Origin of the sequence: Rhizobium sp. LjRoot98 (assembly GCF_964252935.1) — a bacterium.
GTDB lineage: Bacteria > Pseudomonadota > Alphaproteobacteria > Rhizobiales > Rhizobiaceae > Pararhizobium.
Genome location: NZ_CAXUPW020000002.1, coordinates 650,383 through 668,560, shown reverse-complemented (window position 1 = coordinate 668,560; position 18,178 = coordinate 650,383). Strand labels below are relative to the sequence as shown.

Sequence of the window (18,178 nt, the reverse complement as noted above, 5' to 3'; positions counted from 1 at the left end):
ATGACAATCCAATCCCGCCAACAAGCCCAAGCCCGTTTTGCCAGTTTCATGGATCCGTTGGAGCTGGAACGCGTCGAGCGTATCAAAGTGATGAACTCGCGTCACATCTCTTCTGCCCGAGATGCGCAGTTGAAAACCTATTATCAACGACTGATCCGAAATACCCAAACCGAAAACTCCAAGCTTGCCGGACTGGTAATCCTTGGAAGTTCAGGTTCGGGGAAGACTCACTTGGTGCGCAGCATGGAGAACATGCCTGGTTTTCAGCCATATCGCGTTCCCGAGGAACCGGATTTTGAGATGTTGCCGTACATCTCGGTAGACGCTCCTCCGAAGGCAGCGCCGAACTACATTCTTTGGGAAATCGCCAAGGCGTGCGGTTCAGTGATGGAAAAGCCCGGGAACGTGCCGGAAATGATCGAACACCTTACACGCTGGTTCGAAAAGCGCCGGGTATTGTTTGTCCACGTCGACGAGTTCCAGCACGCACTGCGCACCGGGACGGAAAAACAGATCAAGGAAATTCAGGATACGATAAAGGAACTGATCCAGATCGATGCCAAATGGCCTGTACAGGTCATCCTTTCAGGTACCCGAGACCTTCTGGCCTTCCGGGAGAGCAACGACGAACTGAGAACGCGAACCATGCCGTTCGATCTCGAAAGCCTGCTTCCTGAGAACGACCTCCCTGTTGTGATGGCGATCGCCGACGGGATCATCACTCAGCACGCGGGCCTCGAGCATTCCGAACTGATCGACGAGGATTTCGCCCACAAGCTCCTCAAGGCCGCCAACTATCAGTTCGGCAGCGTTATCCAGTTCACGAGGCTCGCCTGCGAGGAAGTGATCCTTGAGGGGGGCACCAACGTTACGATCGACCACTTCGCTGCGGTGTACAATTTGCTCGTCGGCGATCGTGGCGAAAATTTCAATATGTTCAACTCGCTCGGCTGGCGAGAGCTGCGTATCCCGCGCGGCATCGTGGAAGGGACGGCATTCACCGATATCGCCAAAAAACGCAAAAAAACGTCCAAGGTTCGCTGAGGTTTCGCTATGACCGAATTCACCCTGATTCCCGACTACCGTACTCACGAGGCGCCTGAAAGCTTCGTATCGAGACTGGCGGCGTATAATTGCGCCTTATCCATCGACGAACTCTTTACCCAACTTGGATCAAAGCTCGACACCTACCGCGTGATGAAGCAAGACCGGTTCGACCGCGTGCTTGCAATGGCGGAAGTCCCTCGGGAAGTTTACGAGCCGTTCTCGTTCCGGCGTGAAGCTAAACAAGGATTCGCGTTCGTAAACGGCGAAAAGGTTTTTACCGATGAACTCTGCCGTCGTCGTCCGAGATATTGCCCATGTTGCGTTTCCGCTGATCTCGACGCCAACATTGGCACCCTGGAGGCAAGAACACATCAAAGGTTTTTTTGGTTTCTTAAGCCAATCGAACTGTGCCCTGAACACGGATGCGCTCTGATTACGTCGGATTACTCCGAACAGCGGCGAGACGCCGCTGACTTCGCGCCATATGTCCGCGAAAACGCGCAGGCCATCCGCAAGGAAGCCTTAGCCGCGACACGCGAAGAGGCCCGGCCTTTTGAAATCTATGTGCTCGATCGTGTTCTCGGCAATGCGCGAGAACCAAGCTTCCTCGACCATATCTCGCTCCACGTCGTTATCGACTTCTGCCTTTCGGTAGGGCGATTGGTCACCGGAGCGAAAATTCGAGAAAATGTGGTCGATTCCGGTGCGCTCCGCAGGGCAGGATTCGCCATTCTTGCGGCTGGCGAGTCCGGGTTTCTCGATTACTTGGCAGACCGGGCCTCCCAGATCCCAGATGATCGTAGGTCTCAAGGCAGTAAACAATACAAGTACGCACATATTTACGGGAAGCTTTCCCAACACCTGGACGACCCAGAATGGCGGCCACTGATCGAAATGATCACCGAAGACGCACTGCGGACAATCCCTCTAGCTGCGGGTGAGGAATTTCTGGGGCGTATCGTCGATCAACGACGATTTCACTCACTCCACTCCGCATCCCAACACAGCGGGGTACACCCCAAAACCCTCGCTCGGCTTCTCTTGGAGAACGGGGCAATCGACAAGAACATTGGCCGGACCCGCTACGCCTCCCTCCTCTTCTCGACGGAAAGTGTGGATACTGTTCTCACGCAAATCACGAACTCGGTCACATCCGGAACAGTTCGAAGATCACTTCGGCTAACCACACCGATGCTGGGTGTATTCAGCGCGGCTGGCATTGTTCGAGGAGCTGAATTTAATTCCGACAGCTCGAAGCGATATCCAAGGTATCGCCGCGACGATCTCCAACAAGCCTTGTCCAAGATCGAGGCGGCCCCGAAAGTCTCGTCTCCCGATGAAAACTTCCGACCGCTCATGGCCAGCCGGATTTGGGCTGGCGTCCCACCAACTGACGTTTTCAAACGTCTGGGTGATCCAAATCTCAGGTGCCAACGAGTAGAGGGCCAACAAGGGTTGCGCTCCCTTTATGTCCATGAGGACGATGTGATTGTTGAAAAACCCGATTCCGGCCTCATCGCGGTAAGCGATGCGGCTCGCGAAATCGGGACCGGCATGAGGGCCATTCAAAATCTTGTCAAATACGGCTTTCTTGACAGCGATCAACGTCACGATGCGTTCACACCCAATAAGAAGGTATTGGTGAACAGGCAGGAATTAATGCTCTTTGCCGGTAGACATGTCAGCCTTCAAGCGATCTCCACCCAAACCGGCATCATTGGGATGAACCTTGTCAAGGCGATGGCCGCTGAAAACATCCATCCTATCTATCCCGTCGAGACAAAAAAGGATGTCCGACTGTATGAACGGGCGAAGGTCGATGCCTTTCTCGAACGGACCGATCTAGTTTTGTTGATGGGACTGAGAAAGCGGAACTCCGTGCTCAGGGCGAGAGCGGCCTGAGCACAGGCCTGGGAATTACCCGAAAATCGGCGGACCGGCTTCATTTCGAGCGGTGCACACTGCCGTGGGCGCTTCAGTTTGCCGATCTAAATCGAAGGCGTCCCGAACTCCGGCAGGCGTTCCTCTGCTGAATATTCGCTGGGACTCGGGTAAACGACGATTGAACCGATGCCTTGATCTCTCGTCGGGTCGAGTGTTCGATTTCCCGACGCCTCCTTCGACAACGAAAGAGCGGCTATCTCAACAGCAATCTTTACGCCGATGCTGACGACCGGGATCAGGTCTTCAGTCTGCTCGGCGTTCATGAACGCACCTGCTTGCCCATCGGTGCTCCAAACGTAGTTGGCGTTTGCACCATAGAAATAGTCATAGACCCTTATGTCGACATGGGCGGCCAGGATTTCGTGCGGTTGGAGCCCGACAGTCTTTTGCCAGGGAGTGTCCGCGCTTACGAAGACAATCTGGCCATCAACCTCACTACGATCGGTATGGATCGCGGAGACGTATGCTCCTGTCGGCATCGCATTGCTGTCCAAGCAATAGATGGGCAGCGCACCGAAATGGATGTAAATCGTACCCTCGAACGCCCGATCAATTTGGGCTTGCTCGCCGAATGCTGGAGCCTCCATAGCTTCGGCTCGGGACGACACGTCGATCGTTGGGCGACCGTCCGCATCAAGCAATCCGCAGAGATTTTCGAATACACGGAACCGTTCCATCGCGGCGTTTGCTCGAAAGAATAGCTGGCGCTCCGCCGCTGGCCCGACAATTACGTCGCGGCGAATGAGCTTGGTCCTGATTGGATGATGATCGGTCGCTGGCATCTCTACTCCTCAAAGTAAAACCAGCTTCATCCCGAGGTTTGCAAACTACAAAAATGCGGCCTACAATCCAGACGCAAATCTAAGGGAATTTAGACGCCAATCTAGCGGTCAGCCGTCGCCGCAACTGCCCAGTTTCGCGTCAGCCCAGACGCATTTCTGCGGGCACGGGGCAAAAAATGATTGTGTCGAATCCAACGGTGAAATGCCCTGGCCAATTTTGATTGGACGAATCCAAAGCAGGTGAGCGTGAGGAATAAATTGCGTTCGCCTGACAACCGAAGCCAAGTCTGGCAAGTCCGCTCGATATTGGCCAGACTTGAAGCAAAACCGGCCTCCGCGCTTTCGATGCGGTGATTGCTGAAACCCAGGTTGCCATAGTTGCCAACTCAAAGAGATGTCCCAGGCAGGCTGGCCCTGCCCGGGGCAACATACAAAACAAAAAGCATTCAGGGATGAGGGAGCTACTTCAGATCAATCGACCACAGGAATTCAGCAATATGAGCCAAGTGCCCAAGTTCGGATTTTCCGCCTTCTTAAAATTGATCAATGCCAATCCCAAACCGCAGAAACGCCTTGTCCGAGACCGCTTTCGTCCGAGCACCGGCGGGTACGCACACGTTCGAAAAGGCTGATCACGTTCCCCGCGTATCTGGATGTCTTGCTGACTGCAAGATTATCGCCCGGCTGGTCGTCAGTGTAAGACGAGGGCAATGCCAGTCGTTGCAACGCACGCTCATTTGTCCAGTTAGTATCATGTAGTATATTATTATACAAACAACCACTTACCGACACACCAGTGCTATTCCTCGAAGTACCACGCCCCTCAGCGTGACAACTTCGCGGAACAAGCACTCTCGTGCGCAGAGGCAGGCTTCAAATTCTCTTTTGGTGGTGAAGCGGCACTCAGACAGCACTTGGTCGAACTGCATAAAGATTTCTGGGAAGGACGGTCCGCCGCAGGGGGCCGGGTACTTTACGGCCGAGTCTACGATTGGCTTATGCAGGAACGCTACGACAACGGCTCTGACGAGCTTCGCCAAATCGTTAGAGAGGTCGCGCTGTCGCACATCCCCTTCGATCCTGGTACTGTAATCTTTTGGAGTTGCCCCATAAAAACCGGACAGGATCAGATTTCTGTTTGACGGTTTAAGAACTCGCGCGGAGATCGATATCCCAAAGCCTTGTGAGGGTGAAGCGTGTTGTAATGCTCAAACCACAATGGCAGTTGGGCGATGACCGTTTCGGCGTCAGGGATGGGGTTGACCGAGATGTAATCGCGCTTAAAGGTTTTGACGAAGGCTTCGGCCATTCCGTTGGACTGAGGGCTGCGGACCGGTGTCGTGCGAGGCTCCATCCCAATATCCAGCAGCAGCGATTTCGTGTCTGCCGCAATAAAGCACGATCCATTGTCGGTCAGCCATTCGATGGGCTTAGGAAGGATATTGATGCGGCCGAAACGGTTTTCGACCGCCGTTATGACAAGGTCCTGAACATCTTCGCTCTTGATGCCTTCAGTTGTGGCGACATGGGCAATGGCCTCGCGGTCACAGCAGTCGAGCGCAAAGGCAACGCGGACCTTTTCCTTGTTATCGCAGCCGATTTCGAAACCGTCCGAGCACCAACGAAAATTCGACTGAGCGACTGCAACGCGACCATCGTGGCGGCGGTGATCAATGGCTCCAGTATGGCGTTGGAGAAGCAGGCCGTGCACCTTCATCACCCGATAAACGCGTTTGGCGTTCGGCCATGGGCGGCTTTCGCTGCGGGCTTTACGGCGTAAGATCGCATGAACCCGGCGATATCCATAGGTCGGCATCTCGGAGATGATCGCTTTGATTTCATCGACGAGATCATCATCGGCGAGCGGCGGCCGACCACGGGCTTTGGAGGGACGCTGTTTCACACGCTGAGCCATGTTTGACCGGGCAACACCAAAAGTCTCGCACACAGCCGTCATCAGGAACTTCCCTTCGGCAATGACAGCGAGCGCAACAGATGTTTTTTTGGGCCTGTGGCGATCTCAAGCGCCTCTTTGAGAATCTCGCCTTCCATCGTCTTCTTGCCGAGCAGGCGCTGCAACTCTTTGACCTGGTTCTGAAGGGCACGATATTCGGACGCCGGAACGACATCTTCCTCGGCAGCAGTTGCCGTCAGAGCCCCTTGGGTGGCAAGCTTACGCCAGGTGAATAACTGGTTCGGCTGGATGCCGTAGCGGCGAGCAACAATGCTCACCGTAGCGTCCGGCTCATATGTCTCCTGGATGATGGCAAGCTTCTCTGTCGTCGACCAGCGACGGCGGCGCTCAGGGCCGGACAGGACTTCTATCTTAGGACTGTGACTGGTCATAATGGGCACATTACCTCGCACACTTGTTAAGTGGGAGATCGTGTCCGGATATTTATGGGGCCATTACATCTTTACCCCCGTAACTGATCGGCGTTTCCACACGATCAAGTCTGCCAGTAAACAATATGGGTTTCACCCTGTTACAACCCGCAAATTTGCCGAAGCTGCGGGCCTTATTGATCAAACAGCAAATTCGATCAGCGATTGGCGAGTGGTCATGCCCGTTGAAGATGTCGACAGGGTTATGTCGGAAGCAAGAGGCTACCTCACCGACGGTGAAGCGCGTGCATATCTCAACGCCGAGCGTACCCTGTGGAGTACGATCACAAGACGGGGATATGTTAAACGAGCTATCGAAGGCAGCCGAGAGCTTCGCCTCGGCCCCATGTTTTCGAAATTTGATCTCGACGATCTCTTGTCCCGCATGCAGGCGCATGTCACCTCGAACTTCGAAGACGGTGACCATCTCAGTTCTTTCTCGGAAACGGCACACAGGGCTAGCTGCAAATTCTCCGAGATTCTCGATCTCTTGTTCGCAGGCAAACTGACCACTGTGAAGCTTGACCCGTCCACCTCGGGCATCAGCGCTTTCAGGTTGGACCCGACCGAAGTCGCATCGCACACGACGCTGCCACCGATGCCAGGCTTGTCTGCCGTAGAAGCTGCAAGATATGTAGTTTTGAACATTAAGGTGTTTACCCGGTTAGCAAACTGCGGCGTGATCGGATCGGAACAGGCAATCAATCCAGTAAAGAGGTGTCGGCAGCGCGTCTTCAGCCGCAACGCTCGACGCATTTTCAGAAAGCTATAGATCGCTTCACCAGCTAGCCTCGGAACAACTAAAGGCCATCCGGGTAATCAAGCGTGATCTCGATCTGGCTAACGTCGAGCCTGCTTTCACAAGGCTCGAAGTTGGAGCCACCTTCTACAGGAAAAGCGACCTGCCAACCTAAGTCGCTTAAACCAACCCCTCGCCCGGCCTGATCGCCGGGCTTTTTTTATGCCGAGTATACCTTGGATTTCCTAGGTATGGGGTACTGGACAACTTATGTTTGGACTCGGCTATACTTGTTTGGACTGGCCCGCTGGAGGGCGTGAATTTCCTGGGGCGGAGCGGCGTTCAGGCCATTATTTGCTTGGATTCGACAGATTGATTATCTATGGCCCGGGAGATTTCTCGGGCCATAATTTTGTGGTGACAGAGAAGATACGCGAAGACGGCCAAGATTTCTGGCCCTCACTCTCCACGTGGCGAGAGAGAATGTAATTACAGCGTCGTAGCTGTCAGTAAGTGTTAAAAATTGCAGGTGAAGGGAGGTTCGTGGAAAGGAACAAGCCGCACGCCAACAACATCCAACACTTAACCTATGGCTAAGATGTTGATTTTGTGCGATCGCCCGCGAAGGAAGAGGTAACCCGCCCACCCGCAACCGCCCGCGTATGATCATTGATCTCGATCCAGTACCCGTCCGGATCTTGCACATAGGCCTGCCGGAAACCGTCGCGGCGGATGCCGATCTGGCCGGTGTTTCCGGGCCAGTCGTAGAATGTCACACCCTTGGCGGTGATATCAGCAACAAAGGCGTCGAAGTCTTCGATGCGTAGCGCGAAATGCGTGTCCTTGGTGAGATGCGTCGCGCCAAAATCGCCCTCAATCAAATGGATCGTGTCGAGGCCGCCGATGGTCAGCCACGCGACATTGGCGCTGCCGGCTCGCTCGATCGGGGTGAAGCCGAGGATATGGGTGTAGAAAGCGATACTGCGAGGAAGGTCGCGGACCAGAAGGGCAAAATGGTCGAGGCTATAGGTGTGCCGCATCGGAAAAACCCTCCCGTCAGATTGGTGTCGTGGCAAGGCAAGCCCGCCAGTCGGAGATCAGGTACGCGTTCGCCTGTTATCGCATGCCCTCGAGCTTCTTTACCACGCGCTCGGCAATATCGGCGTCCTGCTCGCGAACTGCATCGGTCAACGCGTGCAGTTTGGCGCGCAGGCCGTGCACCTGATCGACCAGCGCCATGATCACGTCGATCCCATCCTGGTTGACGCCCATGCTTTCTGAGAGATCAAGGATCAGCAGCCCCCGCGCCAGGTCTGCATCGTGAAACGCCTCGACCTGCTCGGTCAGTTCCGGAATGATCCATTGACGGTCGATCCATAATGTCAGTGTGGAGGAAACGATGCTGAGACGCTCGCAATACTCCAGATGGTCCATGTCAATCTCCCCAGGCTTTTCGAGGATTGTGGGCTTGGCCCGCTCCCCAACTGGAGGCGAAAGCCGTCAGTTCGGGATCGGCAGTCTCCGGCAGCATGATCTTGAGGGTAATGTACTGGTCGCCGTTGCCGCCGCCGCGCTTGGCAACGCCCTTGCCTTTCAGCCGCAGCGTCTTGCCGCTATTGGAATGCGGCGGCAAAGTCAGCACGACGCTGCCGGAAATCGTCGGGACGTTGACCTTGCCGCCAAGGATTGCCTCGCGCAGCGAAATCGGCATGTCGATGCGGATATCGTCGCCATCGCGGGTGAAGAACGGATGCGGCCGGACATGGATTTCGATCAGCGCATCGCCGGCTGGGCCGCCGCCAGAGCCCGGATCGCCCTTGCCGCGCAGCCTGAGCGTCTGGCCCTCCTGGGTGCCAGGCGGCACCTGCAGGTCGAGCACGGTTCCGTCCGGCAGCGTGATCTTCTCCTTCGAACCGTTGACCGCATCGAGGAAGTTCACTTCCATGGAGAACTGCAGATCCCTGCCCTTGGCGCGCATCGGTCCCCGCCGTGAAAAGAAGCTGGAGAAAATATCGTCGGTATCGGTAAAGTCGGAAAATCCGCTGCTGTTCTGGTAACGCGCATCGTTGCCCGGAGCGCCGGCATATTCGCGGTAATAGTTTCGCGGCGCCTGTTCGGTTCCCGCGCCGTCGATCTCGCCCTTGTCGAAACGGGCCCGCTTGTCCTCGTCGCCCAGCACCGAATAAGCCTCCGAGACCGTCTTGAAACGATCTTCGGCGCTTTTGTCGCCGGGATTGAGGTCCGGGTGCAGCTTTTTGGCAAGCTTGCGATAGGCGCTCTGGATTTCTTTCTGCGTCGCGGTTTTCGCCACGCCGAGGGTTTTGTAGGGATCGTTGGCCATGTGGCTCCCGCCGAAGCATTGTCGTGACTGTGAAGATAGGCCATCTGCGTGCGAGAGCAAGCATTTGGAATGCGCCAAATGGCACTGGAGAGTGGAATAGCAGAACCGGGCAGCTTGGCCAGGATAAACCGCCGAGACCACGGGCGCCCACCCGCCGCGTTACAGATCGAAGATGTTATCGCCCGTCAAAAGGATCCGCGAGGGCAGCATCAGGGCGGCTGATCGGGTATTGGGTGCCGGAAATGCTGGCTGCCAGTTTCTTCGGTCCCTGCGCCTTCAACAAGGCGCGAAAACTCGGATGCATGCCGCCATCGGAATAGGCGCTGAGGGTCGAGCTTGTGGGAATGGAGCCGGTGATCGCTGTATCGAGCTTGCGCTCCTCCGCCTCGATCCGGGCCATGGCCTGCGGCTCGAGCTGGTTGACAACCGGGGGGCAGGCAGCCAGCGCGTCAGTCGGCTCGCCGCCTTCGAATTCCTTGTTGAAGACGTAGCGGCGCTCGCAGACCGACACCTTCGGCTGGCGGCGCGTTACCTCGAAGGCGTCGTAGCCTTCCTTGATCGTGCGCCAGAACGGCATGTTCGGATCGCCGCGATGCGTCGCCATGTTCTGTGCCGTCATGCGGAAAGGATAGGCCTGGACCTGGAATTTCTCCTGCCCGCCCGCCAGCGCCCTCTGGACGATCGCATAGATTTCGCCGACCCCCTGGTCGGTCATCGCATAGCAGCCGGACGACGAGCAGGCGCCGTGCACCATCAGCGCCTCGCCGGTATAGCCAAGCGCCGATTCCAGCTTGTTGGGATAACCGAGATTGAAGGAGACATAGAACTGCGAGTTCGGGTTCAGCATGCCTGCCGAGACATGATAAAAACCTTCCGGCGCGTGGCGGTCGCCGACCTTCGTCTTTGGCCCGAGCTCCCCGGACCAGCGGCAGATTGGGTAGGTCTTCAACAGGGCATAGGCGCCCGTCTTGTTGACCTTCCACACTTCCAGCTCGCTTTCCTGCTTGAAGATGCGCACCAGAACCGGGCTTTCCGGCTTCATGCCCTTCTTCGACATTTCCGCGATCATCTTGCCCGACAGTTTTGGCGGTGCCTCGGAGAGATCATCAAGCGCCATGCAACCCGATAGTGCAACGCCAAGAGCAAGCGCTGCCAGCGTCCGCGACACAACCGTGCGGGCGGAGCGAATGCGCGTCGAGGCGTTATGAAGGGCATGCAGAGAAATCATGAAAGCGTCTATCGCTGGAAATCGTGCCAAAGTTTTGTCGAGCGTATCAAATCAGAACAATGTCTGCCCGATCATCGAAGAATCGGACATCGAGGTTAGCGTCCGGTTAATATTCGCGCTGCAGCTTGCGGGAGGCAGGTGCAGTTTGCACCTGCCTCCCAAAGGTTACTGCCAGACGACGATCTTTGCCTTTGCCGGAACGCGCTTGTAGAGATCGATGACGTCCTGGTTCATCAGCCGTACGCAGCCGGACGAAACGGCCTTGCCGATCGACTTCCATTCCGGATTGCCGTGCAGACGGTAGAGCGTATCTTCGCCGTTCTGGAAGATATAGAGCGCGCGCGCGCCCAGCGGATTTTTCAGACCCGGCTCCATGCCACCATTGGCGATCGAGTATTTGGCAAGGCTCGGTGTGCGCGCCACCATCTCGTTCGGTGGCTTCCAGCGCGGCCAGGGCTGGCGCCAGTGAATGATGCCGTCACCCTGCCATGCAAAGCCGTCACGGCCGATGCCGACGCCGTAGCGCATTGCGGTTCCGCCCGGCTCGACGACATAGAGAAGACGCGATGGCGTATCGACAACGACCGTTCCCGGCGCCTGGCCAGTCGGATCGGAGACACGCTGCCGGTAAAATTTCGGATCGATCTGCTGGTAAGGAACGGCCGGAATGAGATAGCCGCCATCCTCGACGGGGCCATACATCACCTGCAATTCGGCATCCGATGGTGGGCCGATCGGGCGGGTTATCCGTGCCGGGGTCGGCGCAGAACGGCCACCCGGCATCGATGTGGTACAGCCGGCAAGTGTGCCCGCCGCAAGAACGCCGAGAAAACCGCGGCGGGAAAAACTGTGATCGGTCGTCATGAGCCCCATCAATTCGCTGGTCTGCAATATCGTCCCGTTCATCTGGATGAAGCAGCCATCACGCTCGCCAAACAAGCATTGTGCCGTGCGTCTTATCGCGGAGGAATCGGGTCAAAGCCCTTATGCAGCCAATCGCTGGCCTTTCCAACGGGACCTTGCGGTTCCGGCGTCAAGTTTACCGTCTGGTCACCACATCGTGATGTGACGTTGCTGGAAAGACGCAGCTGTCCGGGAGGCGTTGTTACTGTAACGTACTTCCGTAAAGCGCATCGCCGTTGCGATAGTGCCGGCATCGGAATTCGGAGGCTGCCATGACATTGGCATTGGATAGCGAAAAAGACAGATCATTGGCGTTGAGCGAGATGCTCTGGATCCCTGGATGTACCTTCACGATGGGGTCTGACAAACATTATCCGGAAGAGGCTCCCCCTCACCCTGTCAAGGTCGATGGCTTCTGGATTGAGGCGACCCCTGTGACGAACCGCCAGTTCACGGAATTCGTGAAAGCCACCGGTTATGTGACGTTTGCGGAGAAGGCGCCGGACCCGAAGGATTATCCGGGTGCGTTGCCCAAGATGCTGAGAGCCGGTTCGCTGGTCTTCACGCCACCGAAATCGGTCAACGGGCCGGACATCAGCCAGTGGTGGAGTTTCAAGTTCGGTGCGAACTGGCGCCGCCCCTATGGCGGCATGAGTGATCTGCGCGGTAAGCTCGATCATCCCGTCGTGCATGTGGCCTTCTGCGATGCCAAGGCCTATGCGGATTGGGCAGGTCTCGATTTGCCGACGGAAGCCGAATGGGAACTGGCCGGGCGCGGCGGGCTTGACGATGTCGAGTTCGCCTGGGGTGATGAACTGACCCCGGGAGGCGTCGCCATGGCAAACACCTGGGAAGGCACTTTTCCGACCCACAACACCAAGCCCGTCGGCAAGGACCGGACGACGCCGGTCAAATCCTTCGCGCCAAACGGGTACGGCGCCTATGACATGATCGGCAATGTCTGGGAATGGACGACGGACTACTGGTCGACACACCACCCGGAACCGGCCAACAAGTCATGTTGCATCCCGCAAAACCCGCGTGGCGGGGCTGTCGAGGCCAGCTACGATCCGAATTTGCCTGACATCCGCATTCCCCGGCGCGTCCTGAAGGGCGGCTCGCATCTTTGTGCACCGAACTATTGCCGCCGTTACCGCCCGGCCGCCCGCCATGCCGAGCCGGAGGATACGTCGACCAGCCATGTCGGTTTCCGCTGCGTGAAAAGACCTGAAAACTGATCCTGGAGAGAGCCATGCTGCGTTTTGTTCGTGTTTTCCTTGTCGTGCTCCTCGTACCCCTGTCAGCACTTGCGGATGATCTTCCATCATGGAACGACGGCAAATCGAAACAGGCGATCGTCGATTTCGTCACCAAGGTTACCGACGAGAAGAGTGCTGATTTCGTCAAGCCGGAAGACCGTATCGCCGTGTTCGACAATGACGGCACGCTGTGGTCCGAGCAGCCATTCTATTTCCAGCTCGGTTTTGCACTGGACCGCGTCAAGGCACTCGCACCGGAGCATCCGGAATGGAAGGACACCGAGCCTTTCAAATCCGTGCTGGCCGGCGACCTCAAGGGGATGGCGGCAAGCGGCGAGAAGGGCTTGATCGAACTTGTCATGGCCACGCATGCGGGGATGACCACAGACCAGTTCAACACAGTTGTCACGAACTGGTTTGCGGCAGCGAAACATCCGAAAACCGGTAAGCCCTATAACGAAATGACGTTCCTGCCGATGCGGGAATTGCTCGACTATCTGAGGGCAAACGGCTTCAAGACCTATATCGTCTCCGGTGGTGGTGTGGAGTTCATGCGGCCGATCACGGAGAAAGCCTATGGCATCCCACCCGAACAGGTAATCGGCAGCACCATTGTAACCGAATATGTACTCGTTGACGGCGAGCCTGTGCTCAATCGCTTGCCGAAGATCGACTTCATCGATGACGGTGCCGGAAAACCAGTCGGCATCAACAAGTTCATCGGCCGCCGTCCGATCTTTGTCGCGGGAAATTCCGATGGCGACTATGAGATGCTGCGCTGGGTGACCGGCGGCAGACCCAATAGCTTCGGGCTGATCGTGCACCACACCGACGCGGTGCGTGAATACGCCTACGACCGCCAATCGCATTTCGGCAAGCTCAACAAGGCGATGGACGAGGCAGAGCAGCGCAAGTGGCTGCTCGTGGACATGAAAAACGACTGGAAGAACATCTTCGCGTTTGAAACACCATGAACGCACGACCGTCTTCACCACATTGAACAACGGCTCCTCTTTCGTTTCCGAGATGAATGAGGAGCCGCTTTCGTGATCGGCGCAAGCCGATTTGGCTGGCACCTCCCCAGTTCTTCCTGTGATTGTTCGTTGCTGCCGCCATTTACGCGTCGAGCAATCCGACCGTATCGGCGATCATCAGCGTATCGACGAACTCGGTCATGTCGATGATCTTTCCATCCTTGAACGTGAAGCGGTCAAGATACTCGGTTTCGGCCTCCTTGCCGTTCGGCGTGTAGCGGATCACGCCGGCGCGAAGTGCAAAAACCGTGTCGCCATCGACGTAGAGACGCGTGGTTTTGACCCTGGACATATCCCAGTGTGCGACCAGCGTCTGCACCACCGTATCGACGGCTGCCGGCTCGGTGACGCGCTGCGTCATCGGCGCCAGTTTGCCGCTACCGACGATGCGGAAGCTCAAACCCGGTCCGGCCAATGCCATCATGGCGCCGATATTGCTGACCGCGCGCGCCGCATAGAATGTATTGACAACATCTTCCAGTGTTTGCCTGTCCATCATGCCCCTCCCTTTGGTTGCAGGAAGTGTGCCTGTATTTAAGGAGGACTGCAAGTAAGAGAGTTACAAGGTTCAAGCCCGCATTCCTGGGTTTGCTCTCCTATGAAACCTTTATCTCTTGGCCGTTGCCCCGGAATGGATTTCAAATGCTGCGCGGCCCTAGCATCCAGGCATTCGAAACAGGTCACTGCCGCGATGCCCATGCTCCACGTTCACCCTTCCCACCTTTCCACACCGAGGATCAAGCAGCGCGGCCGCTCCCGCAGGCAACGCCGCGCCCGCATCACGGCGGGATTGAATGCGGCAGCGATTGTTCTCTCGCTTGCCGGTGTCGCCCTTATTTATGTGATTGCATGAGGCTCCATCATGGGTACGACACCGTCAACGCAACGGCTTTTGCGGTCAACCAAGGCCACACATCCAGCGGATACCATCGCAGTTGGACCTGAACTCGCCAGCCTGATTGCCCGGGTCTGCGCCGCCCGCATTCTTCGCGAGCACCATATCTGGGAGGCCGTGCGTATTCTGCCGGAGGCCGCCGGCCTGCCGGGCGGCATCAAGCAGCTACCAGAGTTTCGCTTGCTGATGGAAAAGGAGGCATTCACAGCCGCCCTTCGCCTTATGGCGCAATCCTGCCAGCCCGCCCGTGACATTCGCGAACTTGATCCGCAAGCAGATCGTTGGGCCGTGACCCTGTCTGTCCGCAGTGCCCTTTCCCAGCCGCAACGGCGCAAACTGATACGCGCAGAACATCGCGATCCTCCGGCCGCAATCCTCATTGCACTTTTGAGCAGCGCCATCCGTAAAACGAGATCGTTTGTGCGCCGAAGACGGACAAATGCAGCCGTGCAAAAGGAATTTGGAAATGAGTGAACGCCCCCGGATCGACCCCACGCCACACGGCGCTATCTGCGACCTCGTCACGCCCTTTCATGGCGATCAATTGGACGAACCAGCCTTCGCCGAACTTGCCGAATGGCAGATCAATAGTGGCATTTCGGGCCTTCTGGTTGCGGGGCCGGCCGGTGAGCCCTGGGCTCTGGCCGATGACGACGGGCGCGATTGATCCGCCTTGCCGTCGCGGTTGCCGGCAACCGCGTCCCGGTTTTTGCCGGCACCGGCACATCCTGCACCGAGACAACGGTGGCGCGCACGGCAGAAGCGAAAAACATGGGCGCTACCGCTGCCTATGTGGTGATGCCCTACTATAGCAAACCCGCTCAGGAGGGCTTGTTCCGCCACTATCAGGCAATCACGGACCGGGTAGACCTGCCACTCATTGTGGGTCTCGCTCCACAACGGACGGCGGCCGATCTGTTGCCGCGTACGCTGGAGCGGCTGGCGTCTCTGCGATCCGTCGTTGGAATTGCCGATGAAACGGGAGACATTGCGCGCCTTGTGGCTATGCCGTCGGCTTTGCGTCAACGGTTCGCGCTCTATTCCGGTCACGATCTGACGGCCATGCCGTTCACCCTGATGGGCGGCCGCGGTGTGATCTCGGCTGCCGCAAATCTGGTGCCGCGCTTGACTGTCGCATTGCATCAGGCGCTGGCAACCGGAAACCAGCAATCGGCGCAAAGCCTGCAGGAGCGGCTCAGCCCACTATTTCAGGCACTGGAGCGCGAACCGAGCCCTCCTGCCATCAAATACGGCCTCAGTCTGCTCAGAGGCATCAGCGACGATGTCCGGCTGCCGCTGACGCCGATCGTCGCGGAAACCACAGCCGCGATCCGCATGGCACTGGCGCCGGTGCTGTGCAAACCGGCACCAGCGCGGCGGCAATTCCTATGAGATTTTCACAACAAAACTGCCGGCCACGCATGGAACGGCAATGGCAGAGTACATATTTTCTCATGGCGATCAGTGGCTTACGGATCGCAAACAGGCCAACCGAAAGAACAGGTCATGCAATCATACGCCCGCCAAAGTTCATCAAACAGGCCAGTATCGGCGCCGGTAATACCGGATCGCAACAGCCTTTCTGGCGCAGTCATCCGTCTGGCCGCAGTCTTTGTGTGTGCCGGCATTATTCAGATTCTGGCAGGCTGGTTTCCGCGCTAGGGCGCAATCAGCCCACGCCAGCAGCACATCACCATTAACAACACAAAGGTCTATAAGGATTATGGGCAGTCGATCTCCCCTCGCGAACACGCATTCCGTAACGCCACGTTTCACCGTCGGCTGCGATCACCACGGCTGGTGGGTCGTGCAGGACCGGCTTGGCCGGGTCGGTGGATTGTTTGCCAGTGAAGCTGCAGCCCTGCACTTTGCCGGCGAAGAAAGCAATCACGACGCGCGCGCGGTGTGCCGCGCACCGGCCGGCAAATGCATCGAATTTGGCGGCATGACATCAACAACGCGGAATACGCTCTCACGGCGCTCCGCCTGAACCTTTGGGGCGCGCACTTTCCCCGGTGGTCTGCGCCCCCTTTTTCCTTCGGATGATCGATAAGATTTGCCTTAAATGCGACCTCGCGATTTCACCGTGGTGAAACGGCGGTCGGGTAAAAAGGATTGATTGTTCCGAAGGAGCGCCCGGCACGGGCAGATCGTCCATGACCTTGGTCGTTACCATGTCAGCCAATACGGCGGCTTACGCGGCGCAGGCCATCAAGCCGTCCGCGCGCGTGAGCGGCGATGGCCCGGCCGACGAGGCGATCACCCTGCTTTCTGCACGGCCGAAGGACGATGCGGCAACCACCCATGCCTCGGTCGCTGCCCTCCGCAGCCCCACGTCGTTATCGTTGATGCTGATGAGTTCCAATGGCCGTCAGCCGCAGGGTACGCGCGGCGAAGCGGTGCGCCGTTACATGGAGTTCGGTCCCGATGACGCAGAGGCCGATGAGAGCGACGAAGCCTTAACCCGGGACGACGAAACGACCAACGCCTGACGCGGCCAAGTCGCCCGCTTGTCAAACAATAACGGCGCAGTTTCCCGCGCCGTTATTTATCCGCTCTAAATTCGCAGGTCCTACTTGTGCTTCTGCGCGCCACCGGCCGCATTGCCCACCGCAAGCACATAATCGACCTTGCCTGCCTTTTCGAAGGTCAGCGTCACAGGGATGCTGTCGCCCTCGGCAAACGGCTTTTTCACATCGAAAAACATCAGGTGCAGCCCACCGCTTTGAAGCGTCACGGTTTCGCCAGCCGGAAGAGCAATGCCGCTCTCCAGCTTGCGCATCTTCATCACATCGTTCTGCATGGTCATCTCATGCAGTTCGACACGGCCTGCAACCGCGCTCTCGACCGAAACCAATGTGTCGTCTTCGCTGCCTTCATTCTTGATGACGAAGCCGCCGCCGCCGACCTTGGCGCCAGGCAGCATCGCCTTGACCGCGCCGCCGGAAATTTCCAGCGATCCGGCCTTGACGGGGGCGCCATCCGCATTGCCCATGCCAGCCATTGCCGCCATGTCGTGATGATCATGGCCACCCGCCTGGGCAGGCGTCACCGTCACTGTCGGGGCTGGATGTTCCAGCGAATGCGCGCTCTGACCCTCAGCAGCAATCTCATCCCAGACAACCTTGCTAGACGTGCCGCAGAGCTGTGTCACCGGAAAGGCGATCTGCGTTTCGGTGTCGAAGCCGGAAATTTTGCCGCTGATCACGAACGTGTCGTAATAATCGTCGGACAGGTTGCCATTTTTCCAGCGGATTTCCAGCGGGCCTGATGTCACCGTCTTTCCGTGATTGTCATAGCTCTTCTGGTAGTCACCCTTGATGATCTCAAGCTCCCAGCCGGCCTTGGGCTGTGGCTTGGCGAAGACGAAACCCTCCGGCAGCTTGACTTGCACTTCGGTGGTCGCCTTGCCGTCGCAACCATGCGGGACCTGCAATACGGCCTTGAAACTGCTCTCGGATGCCACTTCATCCGTTTCGAAGGAAGCATGGGCATGCGCCGATGCGGCAGCGCCCAGCGAAAGGGCGATTGCGAGAAGTGTGGTTCTGGTCTGTGTCATCGATCTGTCTCCGGACCGGAGCCTGCACGCATGGCAGGACGGTCAATGCCGCGTCAGGCGGC

Annotated in this window: 18 protein-coding genes; 9 read left to right on the top strand and 9 right to left on the bottom strand. The window is 57.4% G+C overall.

The window, feature by feature from the left end; translation table 11 throughout:
* On the top strand, nt 1–1,044 hold the full coding sequence (locus tag ACSQ3J_RS11770; RefSeq protein WP_436039155.1) for an ATP-binding protein: 1,044 nt from the start codon (nt 1–3) through the stop codon (nt 1,042–1,044).
* A 9-nt stretch (nt 1,045–1,053) separates the two neighbouring features.
* Nucleotides 1,054–2,949, top strand: a complete 1,896-nt coding sequence (locus tag ACSQ3J_RS11765; RefSeq protein WP_436039153.1) for a TniQ family protein — start codon at nt 1,054–1,056, stop codon at nt 2,947–2,949.
* 86 nt (nt 2,950–3,035) lie between these two features.
* Here the strand turns inward: ACSQ3J_RS11765 and ACSQ3J_RS11760 are convergent, their stop codons facing one another.
* On the bottom strand, nt 3,036–3,773 hold the full coding sequence (locus ACSQ3J_RS11760) for a hypothetical protein (RefSeq protein WP_436039151.1): 738 nt from the start codon (nt 3,771–3,773) through the stop codon (nt 3,036–3,038).
* Nucleotides 3,774–4,899: 1,126 nt separating this feature from the next.
* Nucleotides 4,900–6,119 (bottom strand): IS3 family transposase gene (locus ACSQ3J_RS11755; RefSeq protein ID WP_436039149.1). Its coding sequence is split into 2 segments (ribosomal slippage): nt 4,900–5,777 and nt 5,777–6,119, totalling 1,221 coding nucleotides; the frame shifts between segments, so codons are not numbered across the junction.
* A 1-nt stretch (nt 6,120) separates the two neighbouring features.
* Between ACSQ3J_RS11755 and ACSQ3J_RS11750 the strand changes: the two genes are divergently transcribed.
* Nucleotides 6,121–6,930 carry a hypothetical protein gene (locus ACSQ3J_RS11750; protein ID WP_436039147.1) on the top strand — a complete coding sequence of 270 codons (810 nt, stop codon included), beginning with the start codon at nt 6,121–6,123 and terminating at the stop codon, nt 6,928–6,930.
* Nucleotides 6,931–7,490: 560 nt separating this feature from the next.
* On the opposite strand, the gene ACSQ3J_RS11745 is transcribed toward ACSQ3J_RS11750, so the two are convergent.
* From ACSQ3J_RS11745 to ACSQ3J_RS11725, 5 genes are all read right to left on the bottom strand, one after another.
* The gene (locus tag ACSQ3J_RS11745; protein ID WP_082512231.1) at nt 7,491–7,937 is read right to left on the bottom strand and encodes a VOC family protein; all 447 of its coding nucleotides are present in this window, start codon (nt 7,935–7,937) and stop codon (nt 7,491–7,493) included.
* A 76-nt stretch (nt 7,938–8,013) separates the two neighbouring features.
* On the bottom strand, nt 8,014–8,331 hold the full coding sequence (locus tag ACSQ3J_RS11740; protein WP_060505468.1) for a chaperone modulator CbpM: 318 nt from the start codon (nt 8,329–8,331) through the stop codon (nt 8,014–8,016).
* A 1-nt stretch (nt 8,332) separates the two neighbouring features.
* A complete protein-coding gene (locus tag ACSQ3J_RS11735) occupies nt 8,333–9,238 on the bottom strand; it encodes a DnaJ C-terminal domain-containing protein (RefSeq protein ID WP_060505469.1) in 906 nt (301 codons plus the stop codon).
* A gap of 175 nt (nt 9,239–9,413) precedes the next feature.
* Complete coding sequence (locus ACSQ3J_RS11730; RefSeq protein ID WP_436039145.1) at nt 9,414–10,466, bottom strand: hypothetical protein; 1,053 nt, start codon at nt 10,464–10,466, stop codon at nt 9,414–9,416.
* Nucleotides 10,467–10,631: 165 nt separating this feature from the next.
* On the bottom strand, nt 10,632–11,330 hold the full coding sequence (locus ACSQ3J_RS11725; protein WP_060505641.1) for a L,D-transpeptidase: 699 nt from the start codon (nt 11,328–11,330) through the stop codon (nt 10,632–10,634).
* A gap of 311 nt (nt 11,331–11,641) precedes the next feature.
* Here ACSQ3J_RS11725 and ACSQ3J_RS11720 point away from each other — a divergent pair, with 311 nt between their 5' ends.
* Both ACSQ3J_RS11720 and ACSQ3J_RS11715 read left to right on the top strand, forming a co-directional pair.
* Nucleotides 11,642–12,607: a formylglycine-generating enzyme family protein gene (locus ACSQ3J_RS11720; RefSeq protein ID WP_060505470.1), complete on the top strand. Its 966-nt coding sequence runs from the start codon at nt 11,642–11,644 to the stop codon at nt 12,605–12,607.
* Nucleotides 12,608–12,621: 14 nt separating this feature from the next.
* Nucleotides 12,622–13,602 (top strand): HAD family hydrolase, encoded by a 981-nt coding sequence (locus tag ACSQ3J_RS11715; protein WP_060505471.1) that lies wholly within the window; start codon nt 12,622–12,624, stop codon nt 13,600–13,602.
* A 142-nt stretch (nt 13,603–13,744) separates the two neighbouring features.
* On the opposite strand, the gene ACSQ3J_RS11710 is transcribed toward ACSQ3J_RS11715, so the two are convergent.
* Entirely contained in the window at nt 13,745–14,158 is a 414-nt protein-coding gene (locus ACSQ3J_RS11710; RefSeq protein ID WP_162246389.1) for a nuclear transport factor 2 family protein, read from the bottom strand.
* Between the two features lie 366 nt (nt 14,159–14,524).
* On the opposite strand from ACSQ3J_RS11710, the gene ACSQ3J_RS11705 reads away from it, so the two are divergent.
* The 4 genes from ACSQ3J_RS11705 to ACSQ3J_RS11690 all read left to right on the top strand — a co-directional run bounded on the left by ACSQ3J_RS11705 (nt 14,525) and on the right by ACSQ3J_RS11690 (nt 17,049).
* Entirely contained in the window at nt 14,525–15,031 is a 507-nt protein-coding gene (locus tag ACSQ3J_RS11705) for a hypothetical protein (RefSeq protein WP_060505474.1), read from the top strand.
* Nucleotides 15,024–15,224: a dihydrodipicolinate synthase family protein gene (locus ACSQ3J_RS11700; protein ID WP_436039141.1), complete on the top strand. Its 201-nt coding sequence runs from the start codon at nt 15,024–15,026 to the stop codon at nt 15,222–15,224. Before ACSQ3J_RS11705 ends, ACSQ3J_RS11700 begins: the two co-directional genes overlap by 8 nt.
* Complete coding sequence (locus ACSQ3J_RS11695; RefSeq protein WP_436039139.1) at nt 15,221–15,949, top strand: dihydrodipicolinate synthase family protein; 729 nt, start codon at nt 15,221–15,223, stop codon at nt 15,947–15,949. The genes ACSQ3J_RS11700 and ACSQ3J_RS11695 overlap by 4 nt, the downstream gene beginning before the upstream one ends.
* Nucleotides 15,950–16,713: 764 nt before the next feature.
* Complete coding sequence (locus ACSQ3J_RS11690) at nt 16,714–17,049, top strand: hypothetical protein (RefSeq protein ID WP_060505477.1); 336 nt, start codon at nt 16,714–16,716, stop codon at nt 17,047–17,049.
* Between the two features lie 80 nt (nt 17,050–17,129).
* Here ACSQ3J_RS11690 and ACSQ3J_RS11685 read toward each other — a convergent pair whose 3' ends face one another.
* On the bottom strand, nt 17,130–18,116 hold the full coding sequence (locus tag ACSQ3J_RS11685; protein ID WP_436039137.1) for a DUF1775 domain-containing protein: 987 nt from the start codon (nt 18,114–18,116) through the stop codon (nt 17,130–17,132).
* Nucleotides 18,117–18,178: the final 62 nt, after the last annotated feature.

What these genes read in the sequence shown, in the direction of transcription:
- ACSQ3J_RS11770 (WP_436039155.1), top strand. Translation starts at nt 1, where the DNA reads ATGACAATCCAATCCCGCCAACAAGCCCAAGCCCGTTTTGCCAGTTTC.
- ACSQ3J_RS11765 (WP_436039153.1), top strand. Translation starts at nt 1,054, where the DNA reads ATGACCGAATTCACCCTGATTCCCGACTACCGTACTCACGAGGCGCCT.
- ACSQ3J_RS11760 (WP_436039151.1), bottom strand. Translation starts at nt 3,773, where the DNA reads ATGCCAGCGACCGATCATCATCCAATCAGGACCAAGCTCATTCGCCGC.
- ACSQ3J_RS11750 (WP_436039147.1), top strand. Translation starts at nt 6,121, where the DNA reads ATGGGCACATTACCTCGCACACTTGTTAAGTGGGAGATCGTGTCCGGA.
- ACSQ3J_RS11745 (WP_082512231.1), bottom strand. Translation starts at nt 7,937, where the DNA reads ATGCGGCACACCTATAGCCTCGACCATTTTGCCCTTCTGGTCCGCGAC.
- ACSQ3J_RS11740 (WP_060505468.1), bottom strand. Translation starts at nt 8,331, where the DNA reads ATGGACCATCTGGAGTATTGCGAGCGTCTCAGCATCGTTTCCTCCACA.
- ACSQ3J_RS11735 (WP_060505469.1), bottom strand. Translation starts at nt 9,238, where the DNA reads ATGGCCAACGATCCCTACAAAACCCTCGGCGTGGCGAAAACCGCGACG.
- ACSQ3J_RS11730 (WP_436039145.1), bottom strand. Translation starts at nt 10,466, where the DNA reads ATGATTTCTCTGCATGCCCTTCATAACGCCTCGACGCGCATTCGCTCC.
- ACSQ3J_RS11725 (WP_060505641.1), bottom strand. Translation starts at nt 11,330, where the DNA reads ATGACGACCGATCACAGTTTTTCCCGCCGCGGTTTTCTCGGCGTTCTT.
- ACSQ3J_RS11720 (WP_060505470.1), top strand. Translation starts at nt 11,642, where the DNA reads ATGACATTGGCATTGGATAGCGAAAAAGACAGATCATTGGCGTTGAGC.
- ACSQ3J_RS11715 (WP_060505471.1), top strand. Translation starts at nt 12,622, where the DNA reads ATGCTGCGTTTTGTTCGTGTTTTCCTTGTCGTGCTCCTCGTACCCCTG.
- ACSQ3J_RS11710 (WP_162246389.1), bottom strand. Translation starts at nt 14,158, where the DNA reads ATGGACAGGCAAACACTGGAAGATGTTGTCAATACATTCTATGCGGCG.
- ACSQ3J_RS11705 (WP_060505474.1), top strand. Translation starts at nt 14,525, where the DNA reads ATGGGTACGACACCGTCAACGCAACGGCTTTTGCGGTCAACCAAGGCC.
- ACSQ3J_RS11700 (WP_436039141.1), top strand. Translation starts at nt 15,024, where the DNA reads ATGAGTGAACGCCCCCGGATCGACCCCACGCCACACGGCGCTATCTGC.
- ACSQ3J_RS11690 (WP_060505477.1), top strand. Translation starts at nt 16,714, where the DNA reads ATGACCTTGGTCGTTACCATGTCAGCCAATACGGCGGCTTACGCGGCG.
- ACSQ3J_RS11685 (WP_436039137.1), bottom strand. Translation starts at nt 18,116, where the DNA reads ATGACACAGACCAGAACCACACTTCTCGCAATCGCCCTTTCGCTGGGC.